Annotated in this window: 15 protein-coding genes and 1 pseudogene; 15 read left to right on the top strand and 1 reads right to left on the bottom strand. The window is 68.2% G+C overall.

The window, feature by feature from the left end; genetic code table 11:
• Positions 1-780: 780 nt before the first annotated feature.
• The 13 genes and pseudogenes from JQX13_RS54660 (at position 781) to JQX13_RS34435 (ending at position 13,922) form a co-directional block, all read left to right on the top strand.
• Positions 781-1,301: pseudogene (locus JQX13_RS54660) on the top strand (ISL3 family transposase).
• A 669-nt stretch (positions 1,302-1,970) separates the two neighbouring features.
• Positions 1,971-2,195 carry a hypothetical protein gene (locus JQX13_RS34380; RefSeq protein WP_203403689.1) on the top strand — a complete coding sequence of 75 codons (225 nt, stop codon included), beginning with the start codon at positions 1,971-1,973 and terminating at the stop codon, positions 2,193-2,195.
• Between the two features lie 636 nt (positions 2,196-2,831).
• Positions 2,832-3,017, top strand: coding sequence for a hypothetical protein (locus JQX13_RS34385; protein WP_203403690.1), 186 nt, complete (start codon positions 2,832-2,834; stop codon positions 3,015-3,017).
• Between the two features lie 680 nt (positions 3,018-3,697).
• Positions 3,698-4,222, top strand: coding sequence for a hypothetical protein (locus tag JQX13_RS34390; RefSeq protein ID WP_203403691.1), 525 nt, complete (start codon positions 3,698-3,700; stop codon positions 4,220-4,222).
• 32 nt (positions 4,223-4,254) lie between these two features.
• Positions 4,255-5,403: a protein kinase domain-containing protein gene (locus tag JQX13_RS34395; RefSeq protein WP_203403692.1), complete on the top strand. Its 1,149-nt coding sequence runs from the start codon at positions 4,255-4,257 to the stop codon at positions 5,401-5,403.
• A gap of 48 nt (positions 5,404-5,451) precedes the next feature.
• On the top strand, positions 5,452-6,636 hold the full coding sequence (locus JQX13_RS34400) for a protein kinase domain-containing protein (RefSeq protein WP_203403693.1): 1,185 nt from the start codon (positions 5,452-5,454) through the stop codon (positions 6,634-6,636).
• An 8-nt stretch (positions 6,637-6,644) separates the two neighbouring features.
• Positions 6,645-7,067 (top strand): helix-turn-helix domain-containing protein, encoded by a 423-nt coding sequence (locus JQX13_RS34405; RefSeq protein ID WP_203403694.1) that lies wholly within the window; start codon positions 6,645-6,647, stop codon positions 7,065-7,067.
• 13 nt (positions 7,068-7,080) lie between these two features.
• The gene (locus JQX13_RS34410) at positions 7,081-7,491 is read left to right on the top strand and encodes a helix-turn-helix domain-containing protein (protein ID WP_203403695.1); all 411 of its coding nucleotides are present in this window, start codon (positions 7,081-7,083) and stop codon (positions 7,489-7,491) included.
• Positions 7,492-7,549: 58 nt separating this feature from the next.
• The gene (locus JQX13_RS34415) at positions 7,550-7,927 is read left to right on the top strand and encodes a helix-turn-helix domain-containing protein (RefSeq protein WP_203403696.1); all 378 of its coding nucleotides are present in this window, start codon (positions 7,550-7,552) and stop codon (positions 7,925-7,927) included.
• A gap of 64 nt (positions 7,928-7,991) precedes the next feature.
• Positions 7,992-10,127, top strand: a complete 2,136-nt coding sequence (locus JQX13_RS34420) for a serine/threonine-protein kinase (RefSeq protein WP_203403697.1) — start codon at positions 7,992-7,994, stop codon at positions 10,125-10,127.
• A gap of 110 nt (positions 10,128-10,237) precedes the next feature.
• Complete coding sequence (locus JQX13_RS34425) at positions 10,238-11,161, top strand: DUF2381 family protein (protein ID WP_203403698.1); 924 nt, start codon at positions 10,238-10,240, stop codon at positions 11,159-11,161.
• 148 nt (positions 11,162-11,309) lie between these two features.
• Positions 11,310-12,650 carry an AHH domain-containing protein gene (locus JQX13_RS34430; protein WP_203403699.1) on the top strand — a complete coding sequence of 447 codons (1,341 nt, stop codon included), beginning with the start codon at positions 11,310-11,312 and terminating at the stop codon, positions 12,648-12,650.
• 15 nt (positions 12,651-12,665) lie between these two features.
• The gene (locus JQX13_RS34435) at positions 12,666-13,922 is read left to right on the top strand and encodes an imm11 family protein (RefSeq protein WP_203403700.1); all 1,257 of its coding nucleotides are present in this window, start codon (positions 12,666-12,668) and stop codon (positions 13,920-13,922) included.
• Between the two features lie 29 nt (positions 13,923-13,951).
• Here the strand turns inward: JQX13_RS34435 and JQX13_RS34440 are convergent, their stop codons facing one another.
• A complete protein-coding gene (locus JQX13_RS34440; RefSeq protein WP_203403701.1) occupies positions 13,952-14,590 on the bottom strand; it encodes a hypothetical protein in 639 nt (212 codons plus the stop codon).
• Positions 14,591-14,808: 218 nt separating this feature from the next.
• Here JQX13_RS34440 and JQX13_RS34445 point away from each other — a divergent pair, with 218 nt between their 5' ends.
• Together JQX13_RS34445 and JQX13_RS34450 are read left to right on the top strand one after the other, a co-directional pair.
• Positions 14,809-14,949, top strand: a complete 141-nt coding sequence (locus JQX13_RS34445; protein WP_203403702.1) for a hypothetical protein — start codon at positions 14,809-14,811, stop codon at positions 14,947-14,949.
• On the top strand, positions 14,936-17,905 hold the full coding sequence (locus JQX13_RS34450; protein WP_239014027.1) for a helicase-related protein: 2,970 nt from the start codon (positions 14,936-14,938) through the stop codon (positions 17,903-17,905). Before JQX13_RS34445 ends, JQX13_RS34450 begins: the two co-directional genes overlap by 14 nt.
• The last annotated feature ends 46 nt before the right edge of the window (positions 17,906-17,951 follow it).

Here is a 17,951-nt window from a genome sequence, read left to right on the forward strand (position 1 = left end):
CTGAAGCGCCGGCCCACGTGGGTGCGCGCAAGCGTGGTGTGGCGCAGGAAGGGACTCTGACGCCCGCACGAGGTGCAGGCGGGGATGGATGGTGGCGGTGCATACGGCGGTGGCCTCGCTGCGCTCGGCTCCGCGGCCACCTGCGTGGCGGCCGGGGCTGGCGCGACAGGCACACTGGCTGTCGGCGCCACGGCGGCGGGAGACTGATGCGTCACTTTCTCTCGCCGCCGCTCCCGCCAGGCCGCCTGCCGCGCGGCATGCGCGTGCCGTCCGTCCCGGGTGCGCTGGTAGCGCGCACCAGCAGCGCGCATTGACTCCGCTCGCGCCCTTCGACTGCACGGCGGCCCGCAGTAGCGCTGGCCACGGTCGCACGCGGAGCAGAGGAAGAACACCTGCCGACACTCGGGCCGGCCGCACACCACGAAGCGCAGCGCCTCCAACGGGGGCTCCTCGCACGCGCCTGCTTCTGGCGCCGCGCCCCGGAGTGCGCTACCTCTTGCTCATCGGCCCGCCCGACTCGCACACCAGGGCGCGCCTCCAGGACGGCCCTCCAGTTGCCTCTGGTGGGCCTTCCGTCTTTCTGGGCGCGCGCGGTCGTGGACTTCACCGACGCACTCACCCCCCCTCAACTTCTCGGCTGAACCCATCGCTGGGAGTAGTCTTGAAGTCAGGCAACCCCCGGCGACACATGACCAGGAACCCGCGCTTCCTGGTGACCATCAACACAAGGCGGTGGGCAACCGGGCTCCACACGTGCGCAAGGTGTTCGACCGCTTCCACGTGCAGAAGCTGGCGAACGAAGCGCTGGACACGGTGCGCCGGCAGCAGGTGCGGGAGCAGGCGGGGAGCCAGGAGGGCAAGGCGCTCAAGCACAGCCGTTGGGCGCTGCTGAAGAATCCGTGGAACCTGACGGTGCGCCAGGGAGAGAAGCTCAGCGAGTTGAAGAAGACGAACCAGACGCTCTACCGGGCCTATCTGCTCAAGGAGAGCCTGGCACGGGGCATGGACTACGTGCAGCCCAAGCGGGCCTCGGAGCACCTGGACAAGTGGTGTCAGTGGGCCAGCCACTCCAGGCTCGCCCCTTCGCGAAGCTGGCGAAGACAGTCCAGCGGCACAAGGACGGCATTCTCGCCTATGTCGAGACGGGGCTGAGCAACGGAGTGGTGGAGGGAATCAACAACAAGATTCGAGCCCTCATCCGTCGCGCCTATGGCTTCCGCAATCCCAAGGCATTCAGGGCGATGATACTGCTGTGCTGCGGAGGCATGGAGTTCACTCCGCCCCTGCCAGTAGCGGCGTAGCCCCTCGCAGTAGAAGCAGGCAGCTGGGGACCGAGCTCCGGAGCGCCGACAGATTCGACTGCAACCCGGCCAGCAGGGCAGCGGAGCCAGGCGCCCTGTCATGCACAGCCGCGGCTTTCTGGCACCCCAGGTCGTGCCCCTGTCTCATTCATGCCTCGAACTCTCGCGGGGACTTGCGTCCCATGGCCATCGCGCGGCTCCGCACACCCTTGAACCCCAAGTCCTCCCCGTGCGCACGGCCTCGGTTCCTCGACCCTGCCCACTCGACGTACCGAAGACCCAATTCCGCAGCGCTGACGTGCGGAACCGATTTCGGCGCCGAAGCGCCCGAAATCGTTAAGGATAGCCGCCGCGCGTGTTTCGGAAAACACGGCGACGGCTATCGCGCCCTGGGGAGCCTTGAGTGGTTCCTCACAGGGCGCTCAATCGGCGGAACCGTTTGGGGCCGGTATCCGCCTGGAGTTGCTCGGGAAATCGCCCGAGCAACTCTGCCAGATGGCTATCTGTGCTGGCTGAAAAAACCCTCTCTGTCCCCCTGTTGGCCGCTTGAGTAGCCATCTGGCAGTAAAGAAGACGTCTGGCCCTGTGCCAGCCGAGGCTCCGCCATTGGGCCGGACCGGGTTGTGAAACCGAGTCGGCGAGGTTTCAGGGGGATGAAAGTGGCGTGTCGTGGCCGCCTGTTGGACGTGGCCCGTCACGGCCAGCGTGACACCGGCGCGCGTGAGCCTCATGGCGCCGCACGCGGCGAGAGCTGTGCCGGAGATGACGGGCATCTGGCAGGTGGGCTGCATCATCTGGGCGCAGCTGCGCATGCCGTTGCGCGAGGCCTACGAGAAGCAGCCGGACCTGCCCAACCTGATGTTGGCCGACAGCTTGGCACCGGCGGAATGCTGATCGTCGACGAGCGCGCCGCTCCCGCTCCCTGTTCCGATGGTCAGCCTTGCCCTCGGGAGAGTGCCTGTGACGGTGACGCGCCGCGCGGATGCTCTCCTGGCGGGCGGCGCTCGAGCACGCCTGCGTGCAATAGCGGTAGCGTGCGTCGCAGCGGCAACACAGGAGGAAGTCCGCACCGCACCTGGGACATGTCCTTGGCAGCAGGGACTCCACCCGTCTCCGGCAGGAGGGGGCTACCGAGAACTGGACGGCGGACGACCCATGCGGCAACGTCCCACGCCGAGACGAAGCAGATCCACCCGCTGCGCTGGAGGGCTTGGTGGCACCCAGGCCCCCCTTCTCACCTACTCCCGACCGTCAGCCTCAGTGCAGCGCGATGACCTGGCCAGTTTCCGGCCGAACGAGGTGGTCCCCTGGTCCCCGATGATTCCGGTGGAAGTGGCCCCCTTTCTGGTCGGTGGTGACAGACGGGCCCCGTGGGCGAACCACCTGACCTCCAGCGTATTCCTCGGACCCATTGGCCCGCTGAGCACGATGGCGAATCCCGGTGATCACGATGCGCCGATCTCGCCGATCACGATGCTCCGATCCTGGTGATCACCATGGGCCGACGCGCGCATTTCGGAGGGGGCCTTGATGAATGACGCTGCCTACCCGCTCGACCTTGCATTTGCGGCCGTGAGCGTGCGGACGCTTGCGCAGAAGCTCGACAGGAGACTCCTACTCGCTGGCTCACCGGAGCGGACCCCTGTTGTCGGCTTCGACAATGGTGACGAGATGGTGATCGGCAAGCTCCACCTGGGCGGATTCGACAAGGCGTGATCGCCGAGAGGAGCCGCCAGCCGCAGTAATCCGATGCGCTCGGAGCAGGGCTGCAAGCTCCTTGCACACCGGACACGCAACGCGGCCATGCGGGCCCGTCCGGTTCAAGGCCGCTACGCGCCGCCTCCGGCGGTGCCCTTCGGGCAGCCTTGAGCCGGCCAGCCCCGCACGGCACGCGCACGACGCCCCTCCCCGCTGGCGCGGGGAATGGCTGGGCCATCCACCGACGCGCCCCTGGAAAATCCATGGGCGTTAGGAGCGCTTCGGTTACGGCGTCGCAAACGGTACGGACGTTGACCGTCCGGTGCGGGCAGGAGCGCGAAGCCTCGCTCTCCAGGCTCCTCGGACAGGCCTCTCCTGCTATCCCGGCAGGCTGCGCCCGCGCACAACCACAGAAGTAAGGTTGTGCCGACTCACTTATCCATCCACATTTCGCCGGGGCTGGCGCGCAACGCCCGAAAAGGTGCTTCTGCCGCTCTGGCGGGTTGGGTCGGAGTTATGACCTGTGCGGTTGGATAGGGCTTCCTTTCGTCCATGGGCTGTGCTACCCGTTTGGGTGTTTCCCACACGAAACCCACAGCGTATTTGGAGGTGCCGTCATGCCGAGCGAAACCCACTCGCCTCGGAGAGGGACTCGTCTTGCCTCTTCATCCACCCGGATGCTCCCGGGACAGCTCGCCGTGTTGGCCTTGCTGCTGTGCCCGCTGGCCTGCGCCAGCAACACACAGCCCCAGGCGTTCGCCAACACCCGTGATGTGCTCGCGGACCTGGACGAGTTCGGTGTCCTTCTCCTGAAGGCGGGGCTCCCTCTCGACGTCCTGCCCAAGGGACGGGACTTGTCGCCCGAGCAGGCCCGGCAGCTCCGGCTGTATTCCCACCTCTTCCAGCCCAAGCACTCGGAATACGCCCCGTGGCTCGTCGCGGACGTGCTGCTGCTGGACGTGGCCCTCAAGAATGAGCCCATGCCCCGGGCCGAGCTGGGGCGCCGCATCCAGGAGTTCCAGTCCCTCGCCGTGCTTCGGCCGGACGGCTACCTCGCGGACGCACTCAGCGGGAAGGAGTTGCAGTGCGTGGGGCCCGTGGTGCCGAGCGACGGCGCCTACCGCGCCGGAATCTACGAGGTGGGCACCTTCTACAAGCCGGGGGAGCACAAGCAGAAGTGGCAGTCCGTCGAAATCCGCTTACCGGCAGCCGCTCCCCGGTAGGTCATCGCACGCTCGCCCGCAGGAGTCACCCCGTGTCGGACGTGCCGGAGTCTCCCCGCCCCGTCTCTCGCTTCGGCTTCCAGTGGGGCCACTATCGCTATGAGGTCCACGGCCCCGTGTCCTCGCACCCTGACTACAGGAGTCCGCTTCTCGCAACACGCCAACTCCTCCTGCCGGGCCTGTCTCCGGACGTGGGCCAGTCCCAGCTCGTTGAGCTCACGGCGCTCACCGAGGAGTACGGGCCCGCGGCCTTGCAGCGGTGCATCGAGCAGGTGCGGCGTGCCGGCTTCATCCGCCACCCGAATGCCGCTGGCGTTTGGGGCGCCGTCTTCGACGAGAAGACGCCCTACATCCTCATGGAGCACCTGCGGGGCTGCTCCCTCCTGGCCCTCATGGAGGCGGCCTTGTCGCTGGGACGCCGCCTGTCTCCCGCCTTCGTGGCCTACGTGGGCGTCGAGTTGGCCGACGTGCTCGAATACGCGCACCGCAAGAAGGACGAGGAGGAGCAGCCGCTCCACGTCGTCCACCGCGCCGTGGGCCCCATGTGGATTCGCGTGGGCGTCACCGGCCGCATTCAGCTCACCCATTTCGGGGTGGCCTACTCGAAGCTGCTCGACAGGCTCCACGCGCCGGGGCAGGTCCTTCGCGCGGACGCGGCTTATGCCGCGCCGGAGTTGCTGCGCGGCTTCTTCGAGAACGAGGGGGGCGGGGCTGATCCGCTCACTCCCCCCTCGCTCGATGGCCGGGCAGACGTCTTCTCCCTGGGCCTCGTGCTGCTGGAGTTGCTGCTGGCCTGCTACGCGCGCAACGCGCGGGAGTTACTGTGGCGAGACCTCAAGGCCCGCTTTCCTCCCAGCGTGCACAACGAGGCGCCCGCGCTGGTCAAGCTCGAGACGCTGGCCAACCGCGTGCTGCACTTCGGACCCATGGAGGTGCTGCGGGCCGCGGATGAAGTACCCGAGCCGCTGCGGCAGCTTCTCTCCAGGGCTCTTCACGAGGAACCCGCCGAGCGTCCCAGCCCCGGCGAAATGCACAACGCGCTCACCTGCTACCTGATGGACGTGAAGCCCCCCTATGGCGCCCATGAGTTGGCGCAGGAGGCGGCCGGAGTCCTCATGGAAGCCGCTGACCTCGGCCGCCCCGCGCCCCAGCCAGGTGCAGTCCCCGACAACCTCCACTGATGCAGCTTTCTCACCACCCTCACCACCTCTCCTTATTTGGAGCCACGCATGTCCCAACCGTCGGATTCTGGCGGGCCCCCGTCTCAACTCACCTTCGAGGCGGGTGGCTACCTCTATTCCATTCAGCGTCCTCTGGTCTCGCACCCCGACTACGACACCCTGCTGCTCTCCACGCGCCAGCTCGCCACGGGTGGGCCCTTCAAGCTGGTTGTCCTCAAGCCTGTTCTCCTGGAGCACGGGCGTGAGGCTCGCACGCGCGCCATGGAGGAGGTGCGGCTCTCCAAGTTCCTGCGCCACCGCAACATCGCCCCGGTGCTCGGCTCCGCCGTGCACAATGAGGTGGCCTACGTCGTCATGGACATCGGGCATGGCCGCTTCCTGCTCTCCCTCATGGACGCCGCGGTATCCGTGAGCCGGAAGCTCACATACGACTTCGCGGCCTACGTCGCCGCCGAGGTGGCGGACGCGCTCGACTACGCGCACCGTGCTGCGGACGAAGAGGGCCGTCCCCTCCACCTCGTGCACCGGGCCGTGGGCCCCATGCGCATTCGCGTGGGCGACGACGGCCGCATACAGCTCACCAACTTTGGCGCCGCCTACTCGGAGTTGCTCGGCCGCATCCGCACGCCTCCGGACCTGCTCCGGGGAGACCCGGCCTACATCGCCCCGGAAATCCTCCTCGGCTTCTGCAAGCCCGAGGCGAGCCAGACGGACCCCCTCACCCCGAAGAAGCTGGATGGACGGGCCGACGTCTTCTCCCTGGGACTCGTTCTGCTGGAAATGCTGCTCGCCCGCTACCCGCTGGACCCGCCTGACACCCTCTGGCTGGACGTCGAGCAACGCTTCCCGCCAGAGGTGCGCGGTGAGCGCTCCTCGCTGCTACCCCTGGAGACACTCGCCAACCGCGTGCTGCACTTCGGACCGGAAGAGGTGCAACGTGCCGCCGAGGAGCTGCCCGAGCCATTGCAGCGGATTCTCTCCAGGGCGCTGCGTCCCAACCCGGACGAGCGCTACCAGACGGCGGGGCAGATGCGCGATGAACTGCGCGCCTTCCTCAGCCGCCCGGAGCAGCAGAAGCCCTTCGGCGCGAAGGAGGCGAAGGCGGAGGCGAACACCCTCTTCGACCAGGCCTCGAACCTGGACCGGCTGGGCGCCTACTCCGTTGTCGAGCGAGGCGCCCTCCCGTTGCCCCCGGACATGACTTTCGAAGACTCCGACGGGCTCGACGACTGAGGCGCACCATGGCCCAACAACCCAAGACACCGGCCGGGCTCGCACGCCACCTTGGAAGGGTGGCTCGCGAGGCGCGACAGAAGGCCGGGTTGACGCAGGCGGAAGCCGCTGAGCGGATTGGACTGGCGACAGAGGTGTACGGACGCCTGGAGCGCGGCAACATGCTCCCGAGCCTCCCCACACTGCTGCGGCTGTGCCGTGCGCTGGCCGTGGATGCCAACCCGCTGCTGGGGTTTTCCGCCTCACAGCCGCCCGAATGGCTCACGCTGGAGGCCCCCGCCGAGGACGAGCCCCCCGCCATGCGGCGCCTGCTGCGCACGGTGCGTCAGTTGAAGCCGCGCCAGCTCACCGCCCTGAGCAGCGCGGCCAGCGCGATGCTGCCTGCCTCGGCCGCACCGGCCTCACACGACGTCAGGCAGCCCGCGCAGTGACGGACTCGCTCCCATGGACGCAATCGCGAAGAGATTCCTCGGAAAGACGGCCCGAGCTGCCCGCCTCCGGCTGGGCCTCACCCAGGCCCAGGTTGCTCAGCGCCTCGACATGGCGGTGGGCGTCTACGGACGCATCGAGCGCGGCGGCATGATGCCGAGCATCCCCACCGTGCTTCGGCTCTGCCGCGTGCTGAAGCTGGATGCGAACGCGCTCCTCGGCTTCTCCTCGCCGACGCCGCCCCCTTGGTTCGCGCCCCAGCGCCCCACGGTGGAGCGGGCTGCCGTCCGCGACTTGCTGCGCATCGCGCGCCGTCTCGGCCCACGCCAACGGGCCGCGCTTGGCGGCATGGCTCGCGCCATGCTGCTGTCCGAAGGTGGCCCGGACGCCGGACGAGCGGCAACCCACACGGAGTCAGGAGAGTAGGCGGCCCCGGTCCATTCCGTCCCGCTCGGAGCACTCACCGCCTTGGTAGAGGAACCTCATGGAATACGAAATGCTCTCGAAGTCCCTTGGCGAGGTGGCCCGCCTCGCCCGCGAGCGGCTGGGCCTTACCCAGGCCCAGGTGGCGCGCCAGGCCGACCTGGCTCCCAACGTCTACGGCCGCATCGAACGCGGCCACATGATGCCCGCCGTCCCCACGCTGCGCCGCCTCGCCGTGGTGCTTGGCCTCTCCGCTGACGTGCTGCTCGCGCTCACGCCCGCGGAGGTCGCGCCTTCGGTGGACGCCCCCACGCCCGAGGGGAGCCTGTCCCCGGAGCTGCGGCAGACGGTGCGCATGCTGCGCGGCTGGTCCCCCGGCAAGGTGAAGCTCCTCAACCGCATTCTTAGGTCCATCGAGAACGCTCCCGAAGAGGAGTGAGACGGGCGGGCAGGGTGTCTGAGCGCCCGTGCTAGCGTCCGCGCCCTGGAGGTTGCCTCAACGCATGAAAGTCCCGCCCTTCAATCCCCCCAAGGAAGGCGACAGGGTGGGGGAGTACCGCGTCGTCAGAGTGCTGGGCGAGGGCGGCTTCGGCGTCGTCTACAAGGTGGAGCGTGCCGGGCTCTTCTTCGCGCTCAAGCTCCTCCGGGCTCGTGCGCTGGAGAAGTGGGGGCAGCGGGAAATCAATATCCTGCGCCACCTGGCCCACCCCAACGTCGTCGGCTTCCACGCCTACGACAGGTGGCCCGTGCCCTTGCATGGTTACCTCTACTTCGTCATGGACTTCGTGGAGGGCAGGACCCTGGAGGACTGGGCCCTGGACGAGAACCCCTCCGCGCGTGAAATGGCCCGTGTCCTCCTCGAGGTGCTCCGCGCGCTGGCGGCGGTACACGCGCAGGGCGTCTTCCACCGCGACTTGAAGCGCGACAACATCCTCCTCCGCGACTCGGACGCGCGGCCCATCCTCGTGGACTTCGGGGTGGGGTGGCTGGCCGGCGAGCCCACCGTGACGCGCGACACCCTGCCTCCCGGCACGTGCGAGTACCGCAGCCCCGAGGCCATCCGCTACGACATGGAGCCCGCCAACAAGGGCACGCACTACAGGCCCGACGAGGGGGACGACCTGTGGGCCATGGCCGTCACGCTCTACTGGCTGCTGACGGACTTGCTGCCTTTCGGCACCCGGCGCCTGGGCGGGTTGAATGACAGGATTCTCCACACCACCCCCAAGACTCCGCGCGAGCTGAACCCGCGCGTGCCCGAGGCGCTCAGTGCCTTGTGCATGCGCATGTTGGCGAAGGAGCGCTCCGGGCGCTTCGCCGATTGCGCCGGGCTGTGCCGCGCGCTGGAGGCGGCCCTGGCTTCGGCCGAGCCGGACGGCCCGTGGGACTTGCCGCTGCTGGATCCGGATGCTCCCGACAGGGCCCCCACCGCGCAGGACCCCGACAAGGCGCCGCGCGACGTGGAGGCGCTGGAGGTGCTCCAGTGGAACGTGCTGCGCCCCCGGCGTGGACGCAAGGCCGGGCAGAAGCCGGCGCCGGAAGGGGAGAAGCAGCGCACGCCCGTGGTGGACGCCCCGGCACCGCTCCCCGCCGCCGAGCTGCCCGCCCGGGGGCATGTGGCCGCGGAGCCCGCGCCTTCTCCGGAGGCCCTCGCGGCACTGCTCGCGGACGTGCCTGCCGCGCCCCGAAACGGCGCGCTGCCGCCTCCAGTGGCCGACGGCGCCCGCCCCGCTCCCGGGCCCGCGCCATTGCCCCCCAGCCCTTTACGGCAGGGCTCCTCACGCGTTGTGCCCACCCGTGTGGGCCTGCTGGCGATGAAGCCCGTAGCCCAGGTGGTGGTTTTCCTGGCGGTGGTGGCGTTGGCCAGTGCCGCGGCCTTCGTCGTCCGGCCGCGCACGGCGCCCGTGACGCTACCCGCTCCGGTGTCCACCGCGACACCTCGCGCGGCGGCATACCTACCTGAAGGGTGGCGGCCCGAGTGCCCCACGCCCCGCGCATGCCCCGGCACCGAATTGGCGGTTTCCCCGGAAACGGCTGAAGCTGAAGGGGGCGCGGCGCCACTCGTGGCCACCACCCCCGCGCTCGCCACCGCCATGCCTCTTCGCAAGCAGGAGTCCCGTTTGCCGCCCCAGGAGCTACCCGCGCCCGCACCTCAGTCCCAGGGCGGGCGCTGCAAGAAGTGGCAGTGCCTCGCCGCGAGCTGCGGCTGGGTGCTTGTCGCCTGCTCCGGTCCCCAGGTGCGCGCCACGCCCGGGCCCGAGGATTGCCCGGCCGGCGCCTTGGCGACCATGAAGGAGGAGCTGAGCCTCGGCCTCAGTGACAGCGTTGCCGCCGACATCCCACCGGGCACAGCAGGGGAGCGCGTCACGGTGCGCGCGGGCGACGCAGCCGTCACCTTGCCCTTTCAGTACGGCAATCTGGACGAGGGGACCGTGCTCACCGGGAGGTTCTTCCTCGGCAAGGAGCGCCTCTACGGCCGGTTCACCCGGGCGCAGACGCCTCAAGGGAAGGTGTACCCCGTGTGCATGGAGATCGCAGCACCAGGTGGGGCCGGCGAGCCCATCAAGGCCGATGCCGGCTCGGACGCCGTCAAGGTTCACGCCCGAGTCAGCGTGTATGTGGTGAGCCGATTCCATTAGGACGCCCGGGCGCTCGGCCGCCTGGTGGCTCGGGCCCCCCACTGGCGAGCTGTGGTAGAGGCCACGCCTGACATGGGGCGGCTCCACGCCCCCGGAGAGGTTGACCCCCCGTGCCCCTCGCGTCCTCCGCTGGCCTTCTGTCCCTGGCCCTGCTCACCTCGACCGCTGACGCCGCCGAGCGTCCACCGCTGCCCCCGTGCGAAGCGGGTGACATCCGCCTGGAAGTGGACGCGGACGCTCCGGGCAGGATACCGGCGCTGTGTGTCACCCCGGACCTCACCAGCAACTTCCTCTTCGACGCGAAGCTCTCGCGCGTGGAACTGGATGGGCGCGAGCACTTCCGGCGGGTGGTGGAGGCGGCCGACTCATTCATGGTCGTCCCCTCGGAGGCCATGCGCGACATGGAACCGCAGCGGGTGACGTTCTACTTCGCGGATGGAGCGGCCCCGGCGAGCCTCACGTTTTTGCTGGTGGTGCACCCCGCGCGAGTCGCACGGCAGGTGGACGTCATCCGAAAAACGCTCCCGGTGGACTTCTACAAGCAGAAGGCGCGGGATGCGGACGCGAAGGCGCAGCGCTGCGAGGAGGAGAAGGAGCGCCTCCGGGCCGGGCAGCGCGGGCCGGGTGGACTCCGGGGCCTGCGCGCGGCGGGCCTTCTGGACGAGAGGCTCGGTGTCGCCGTCAAGAACATCCGCGAATACGTCAAGACGAGGCCGCGCGCTGCGCTGATACTGGAACGGGCGTGGTCCTCCCGCGCCGGGAATGAGGAAAAGGGCCGAGTCGCGGTGGAACTGGGCTTGAAGAATCCGGGGATGAAGCCCTGGACGCTCGCAGGCGCCCTGCTGCGCGGGGCCAGAGGCGAGGAATTGACGCCGCTTCCAGAGGACACGCCGGTGTCCATTCTCCCGGGCGCCCCTGGCCGCGTCATGGTGGAGTTCGAGGCCACGACGAACGAGGTCCAGGGGCCGTACACCCTGACGTTGTGGGACGCGGACGGGCGCTCCATCATCCTGGAGAACGTGACGTTCCCGTAGCGCCGTCTCGCGCGTGGCGTCTGCCCCTGGCCGATTACCTGCTGCATCCTCCCACCCTCAGCCAACCCGGTGGCTTGACGGGCGCACCCGTATTTCCGTGTAATTCCGGAGCGACGGCTTTGGGTCGCGTCGCTTCCGGAGGTGCGCTGTGTCCACCCGTCTTCCTGGCGCTCGCCCTACGGGTTCGCGTCTAGGCTTCTGCTGTCGCGCCTGGGCCCTCCTCATCCTCTTTCAGTTCGCGTGTGCCACGGGCACCCCCCACGGCGGCCTCGTTGCGACGGGCTACCGCTACAACCCGCTCACGCCCCCACCGGCACCCCAGGAATCCGTCACCCTCACGCCCCGCAGCGACTTCGCGCCCGTGCAGGTGTCGGACATGCAGTTGCGCGAGGCCTTTACCCAGTTCGTCTTGGAGGCGCCTCTGAGGGTGGCCGCCCGCCCTTCCAGGCCGCTGTCCGGCCGCCTGGTGCTGGCCTCCTGGCCAGCGGGGGGAGCGGGGGACTCCAGCGTGGAGGGGGGCTACGCGCGTCTGTGCGAGCGGCGCGGCTCGCCGGGGGACTGCTTCTGGTTGCTGGGGGACGGCCCGCACGACACCCGCCTCAGCCACCCCGACAGATTCATGCTGGCCCTCAGCCTGGCCCTCACCCCGGCGCTGGAGGCCGCCACGGGCGTGCTGCGCGACTTCTCCGCGCACGCCATGACGGCTCTGCTCACCGGCCTCTCCTTGTACCTCGTGGTCCTCATGGCGCCGGAGCCCATCTCAAAAGGTCTCGCCCTGGCGATGACGCTCTTTCTTTGGGGCTACCTGGGCATGGAGCTGTGGGACTTGATTTCCGCCACGAAGGACCTCTGGGACGTGGCGGAGGATGCCAGCACGTTCCAGGAGTTGCGCGGCGCGAGCGAGCGCTACGCTCGGGTGCTCGGGCCCAATACCATGCGCGTGCTCATCCTCCTGGCGACGTGGAAGGCAGGGGCCAAGGGCAAGGAGGCCATGACGGGCAGCGGGCTGCCGGGTTTCCCCCAGGCGATGCAGAACGCCGCTTCCTCGGGCCGAGTTCACCTGCCCACTGCGGCGGCCGATGCGACGTCGGTGTCCGTGAGGGGAGGACGGCTCGTTCTCACGCTTCCCGCCAGTTCGGCTGCTGTCCTCTATATGCAGGAGGAGGGCGACATCCATCACATCGCCACCGTGGAGAACAAGAAGTCACCGGCAAGCGGTGGGCCGTGGACGCCGAAGCTCAAGGAATTCTTCGACAAGGCCGGCATGTCCATGCAGGACCCAGCCAACAAGGTCCGCATCCCGGGCCACAGGGGGCCTCATCCCAAGGAGTACCATGAGGAGGTCTTTGAGCGGCTTGAGGATGCCGTCAAATGGTGTGAGACCACGGCGCAGTGTCGGGAGGCTCTGACCCGGGAACTGCATAAGCTGGCCTCGGAACTTGGAAAGGTAGGTTCCAGACTCAACAAGCTCGTCACCCGGACCCAGTGAGGTTAGGAGAGCGATATGACGAAGAGGTACTTCAGACTGAGGGAGGACATGAGCAGCCCGGAACGTTGGGTGCTCCATGACACGCTCGATGCTCAGGGACAGCCGGTGGGAGCGCGGCTGTACCTCAACGAGACGCCCATTCGTTTCGACGGTCGCCTCCGGGTTCCCATCCTCCACCCGGGCAGCCCACTGGATTTTTCGCTGGCGGACTCGGGGGATTTTCCCGTGGTCACCGAAAAGGTCGCCAGCACTCTCGCTGAATTGGCCCCTGACGACGTCCAGCTCTACTCCGCCGAGGTGGATACGCGGCCCGAGCCCTACTTCCTCGTCAACGTCGCACGCCAGGTGAAGTGCATCGACGACGAGACTTCAGAAGAGGTGCTGTATTGGACGCCCGAAGATGACCGCCCCGACAAGCTTGGGCAGTACCGGGCCGTTTACGGCATGCGCATCGACCCCTCCAAGGTGGGTGATGCCAAGGTGTTCCGACCCAGCGGATTTCCCAGAGCCCTTCTTGTCGCGGAAGACGTAAAGGATGCCTTGGAGCGCACTGGGACTACGGGTCTGGAGTTCACGGAAGTCACCGGCCCCAGCCCCATCAGCGACGAGGAGCGCGCCTACAAGCGCAGGTGTAACGAGCTTCTGGATCCCCCCCCGGCCGCCCGACGCGCAGCGTGGAAGTCGCTCGGCAGGCTGGACGAGCTGGCTGTTGCCCCCAGGGGGATCTGCTACGAATGGCCGGGCCACCGGCAGGACTGGGCCATCCTCCATCGGGAGGCAGGGCGCCTCCTCCTTGTCTCTGAGGGCCTCTCGGACCCCTTCATCGCCCGTCTGGAGCCATCCGTCGGCTTCGGTTTGGAGCTCGCCCTCGAGACGGAGCCGACGGAACTGCCCCTCGAGGCCATCGAGGGAAGCTGGCCCTACATGCTGCTGGAGCGAGTCTCAAAAGAGGTGGTGGCCCATGAGCACGTGCGGGAGAGGGCCAAGGTGGGCCTCGTCGTGCTGGACGTGGCGGGGAAGGGCATGCCCGCCTCTTTGGTGACCGCTGAGGGGCGGGTGGGGGTGCTGCTCGGCCAGGAGTCGCGCTCGCTGCCCCGGCTGTTTTCCTCGCCGTTCGGCGACGTGCGGCTCGTCACCGTCAAGGCCCTGCTGCCCGCCGAGCTGGAGTATGCATTGAAGCGTGGCCCGGAGGGCGCCGCCGGGCTGGCGCGGCGCTTCGCGGAGAACGGGGAGGAGCACCTCTCGCGCGCCGGTCGGCGAGCAGCGGTGTAGCTGGCACATGGCGCTCCATCAAGACGTGGTCAGTGTGTGAGCCGTGCGCTTCCCAAGAGCTCACAAGCCCCGGGCACATCCAGGAAGAACGCCCCGAGCATCTCCGCCTCGGCTGACGGGGGGAGGGCATCTTGGAACTTGCTCAGCCGGTACGGGGGAATCCGGGCACGAATGGATTGCATTCGCCCGGGAGCACTCCAGAAGCTCGGCTGGGCCAGAGCACTCAGCGCCGCCTCGATTGCCAGGTGAGTCACCACCTCACCGGAGATCTTCAGGAAGAAGTTGTCGGGGACGACCTTCCAGCCCTGCGTCGCCTCGAGGGCGTACTTGAACGTGTGGTTGATGCGACCTCCGGCGAAGTTCCACCAGAGCGCGCTGCCCTCCGAGTCCACCTGGATCGGAAGACTGGCGCGCCGGAGCAGTGGACCGAGATCCTCTCGCAGCGTCCTCAGCTCGCGGGTGGCGCTCTCGTCGAGATAGGGCAGCTCCTCCTCTCCCTCCAGCAGGGAGCGGATGCGCTGGCAGACCTCTCGTCCGAGAAACCTCGGCATGAATCCACCCCAGGTGGGCTTCTTGCCCGCGGGGGCGGCTCGCACGTGCACCTCACGAGCCGTGTGGATGACGTGGTCCACGACCCACGCGCGTCCCCCCAACAGGAACGAGCTCATTCAAGGCGTGGTGGGGGCTCCGCGAGGACCTCTCAACGGCCCCCACGGTGGCCGCGTTCCGCCACCGGCTCCTGGGTTCCACAGGGGCCCGTGCGGTATGGCAACAGCTCCGAGGTATTTCCCGTGAGGAGGTCTCGGATGACGAGGTGTGGATGTACGGCTGCGAGTTACTGCGGGAGCTTCAACGGGTGGAGCTCCCAGACGGAGCAGACCGCGAGATGAAGCGCCAGCTGCTCGATGAGCTGGTAACGGGCCTTCGCACCGATCTGGATCAACTGGCCCCACCGGATGGCTCGCACCCCTGGCTCGGCGCGGTGCTGCGTTTCTACGGAGTGGGAGGGCGTCATGTCGGCACGTGACCGGGCCTGGCTGCGGAGCTTCCTCCACCTGGATGCCCGGGCGGGCGCCACCGTCCCGGCCCGGGACATCGAGCGCCAAGAGGATACCGTCCTGCGCGCCCTCGAACTCCTCGATCATCAGCCGGGGGTCGTGCTGGCGGACGAGGTGGGGATGGGCAAGACATATGAAGCGCTGGGCGTGTTGGCCGCACGGCTCCACGGCCGCCCAGAAGCCCGTGCGCTCATCCTGACCCCGGGCCCTGACCTCAACACGAAGTGGACAAAGGAGCTGCGCGCCTTCTGCGACTCCAGCAGGCCCATGTACCCAGGCTTCGCCGGGCGTTTCGAGGCCGCGCGCACCCTGGCGGAGCTCGTCGACAAAGCACGGGCCACGCAGGTCGTCATCGCGCCGGTGAACGTCTTCGCGGGAGGCCGTGCGCTCTCGGATCAGGCGTACCTGCTCTCGCTCTGGGCCACTGCGCGCGAGCTTGCCGGCAACCAGATTGCCGCGATTTTCCGCCGGTATCGAGACGGCGTTACGGCTCGCGTTAGGGTGGAGGAGGCTTGGTTCCTCGACACCTTCGATTGGAAGACGGTTCAGCCCCATGTCCGGGAGGCACTCCGACTGCACAAGGGGCTGGGCGATTATTCACTCGACGCCCTGTGGGAGCAGCCTAACTATGACGGGTTCGCCTCGCAGGGCGCCGTGGATTATGCGCTGGCGGATCTCCGCTTCCGCCTGGCCGGGCGCCTCATCCCGGAGTTCGACCTCCTGGTCGTCGATGAGGCGCACAAGCTGAAGAACGCGGACTCGGTGAGAGCGACCGGAGTGCGGACGGTCTTTGAAGGGCGGTTCGCCAAAGCGCTCTTCCTGACAGCGACGCCGTTCCAGTTGACGGTCGGTGAGCTGGAGCAGGTGCTCGCGCTGTTCGCCCTGGCTACCTCCGCGCCCGCGGACCTGATGGAGCAGGCCAAGCAACTGCTCGCCGACGTCGCTGACTACACGCGCGCCTATGACGAGTTGGAGCGGGTCTGGGCGCGGGTGGATGGGGCGGTCGCCGCGGACTTCGGCGCCTGGTTCGCACAGGATCCCGAGCTGCTCACCGCCCCGCAGGATCCCGCCTTGCGGCCGATCGTCGCGGGGGCTCGGCGCCTCCTCACGCTCAAGCGCGAGCGCATCGAGCCCGGCTTCCGGCGCTGGATGATTCGCAGCCTCCGGGAAGACAAGAGGGTGTACCGGCTCAGCCACCGCACACGCCTGCGGCCCAAGGGGGGAGCGGGCGTGCCGTTCATTCTCTACGAGCGCTTCATCGCCGCGATGTTTCGCGAGAAGAGCCGCACGCACAAGGCCGCCGTGCAGATCAACATGGTCTCGTCCTATGGCGCCGCGCGCGAGGGGGCGCTGCTCGCGGACGAGACCCGGGCGCCTCTCGGTGGAGACGCGGAGTCGTACCGGAGCCTGCTCCAGGAGGTGGTCGGCGGGTTGTGCGGCGAGCGGGGGGGGCACCCGAAGGTGGACCACGTCGTGCGCGATGCGCTGGCAGCCGCCGAGCGCGATGAGAAGACGCTGATTTTCTGTGCGCGGGTCGAGACCCTTCATGAGCTGAAGCGGCAGATCGAGGCCCAATGGGAGGAGATCCTCCTCGGGCGCTGGCGCCGGGTGTTCCCTTCCGCCCGGCACGAGGACATCTTCGAGCATGAGGTGGAGGGTAAGCGGGTGGATGGGCACCACTCCCGCTTGCGCGATCGCTTCAACCGCGCTCAGGACGCGCTCTACCTCGCCATGAGAGAGCGCTACCTCGCGACGCTGCTCAATGGGTGCGACTTGGGGCTGGAGCGCCTGGAGGAGGTCGTCGAGCGAGCCAACGCCATTCTGCGGCGCCAGAAGGTCACGAAGACGCAAGCCGAGCGCATCGACTGGTCCTTGCTCAAGCGCTGCGTCGAGCAGGCGGTGGCGCTCCTCATCCGCGAGGGTTCTCTGGATGGAGGCGTGGACTCCAAGGCGCTCGAGCACCTCACCGACGAGCGCTTCGTCCCCTTCGGGTACGATCTGGTGGCCGATGACGTGGAGGACTTTGCCCAGGGCGACCGGACACCGTCCTGGTCAATCGCCGCGGCCGATGTGGCGCTCGTGCTGCGTCGCGAGCACCTCTGGGCCTATCTCCAGGGCCCCCTCTTCGAAGTCCCTCCAGAACTTCGTGTGCGGACGGTGGAGCGGCTCGCGAGCTATCTCGTCGCGCGCAACGTGTCCTTCCTCCCGGACCTGCTCGAGTTCGCGAAGGCGCAAGGCGTGGACGTGGAGTCGGTGGAGTCGCGCGCGCTGCTGCCAGTGGTCGATCGGTTCTGGACGAGCCCTGCCGGCCGCCCCTGGTGCGATCTGCTGAGACGGTTTCTCACGTACATCAGCCGCCTGGATGAAGAGCGCCGCAAAGAGGTCCTCGATGACGCTGTCCGTGCTGGCGCCATCGTGCGCCACACCGTGGAGGGCGAGAGCCGCGAACGGCTTCGCGAGGCCTTCAACACGCCGCTCTTTCCCATGGTGCTGGTGGCGAACGAGGTGATGCAGGAGGGGCTCGATCTCCATCACCACTGCCGGCGTGTCGTCCACCATGATCTCGCCTGGAACCCCGCGCAGCTGGAGCAGCGCGTAGGCCGTGTGGACCGCCTGGGCTCGCTCGTTCAGCGGATGCGGGAGCGGAACCCCGAGACCACGCTCGACGTGCACCTCCCGTTGATTGCCAACACGATCGACGAGCGCCTCGAAAGGACGGTCCGGCTCCGGGAGAAATGGCTGGAATTCCTCTTGGGGGCATCGCCCCGAATCGATGAATACGGTCTGGCCGACGAGCCCACGCAGCCGCTTCCAACGGCATTCGCGGAGGCACTTCGCGTGGAGCTGGGGCCTGCGGCAGTGCCGAGCGACAAGGGGAGCACGGCCAATCGCACGCCTGCGTTGAGCAAGCGGGCAGCAGGGTAGACGGCCCGTTCAGTGCGCTGCCGTACACGCTGGCAGGGGAAAGCCC

The organism is Archangium violaceum (assembly GCF_016859125.1).
GTDB classification, from domain to species: Bacteria; Myxococcota; Myxococcia; order Myxococcales; family Myxococcaceae; genus Archangium; species Archangium violaceum_A.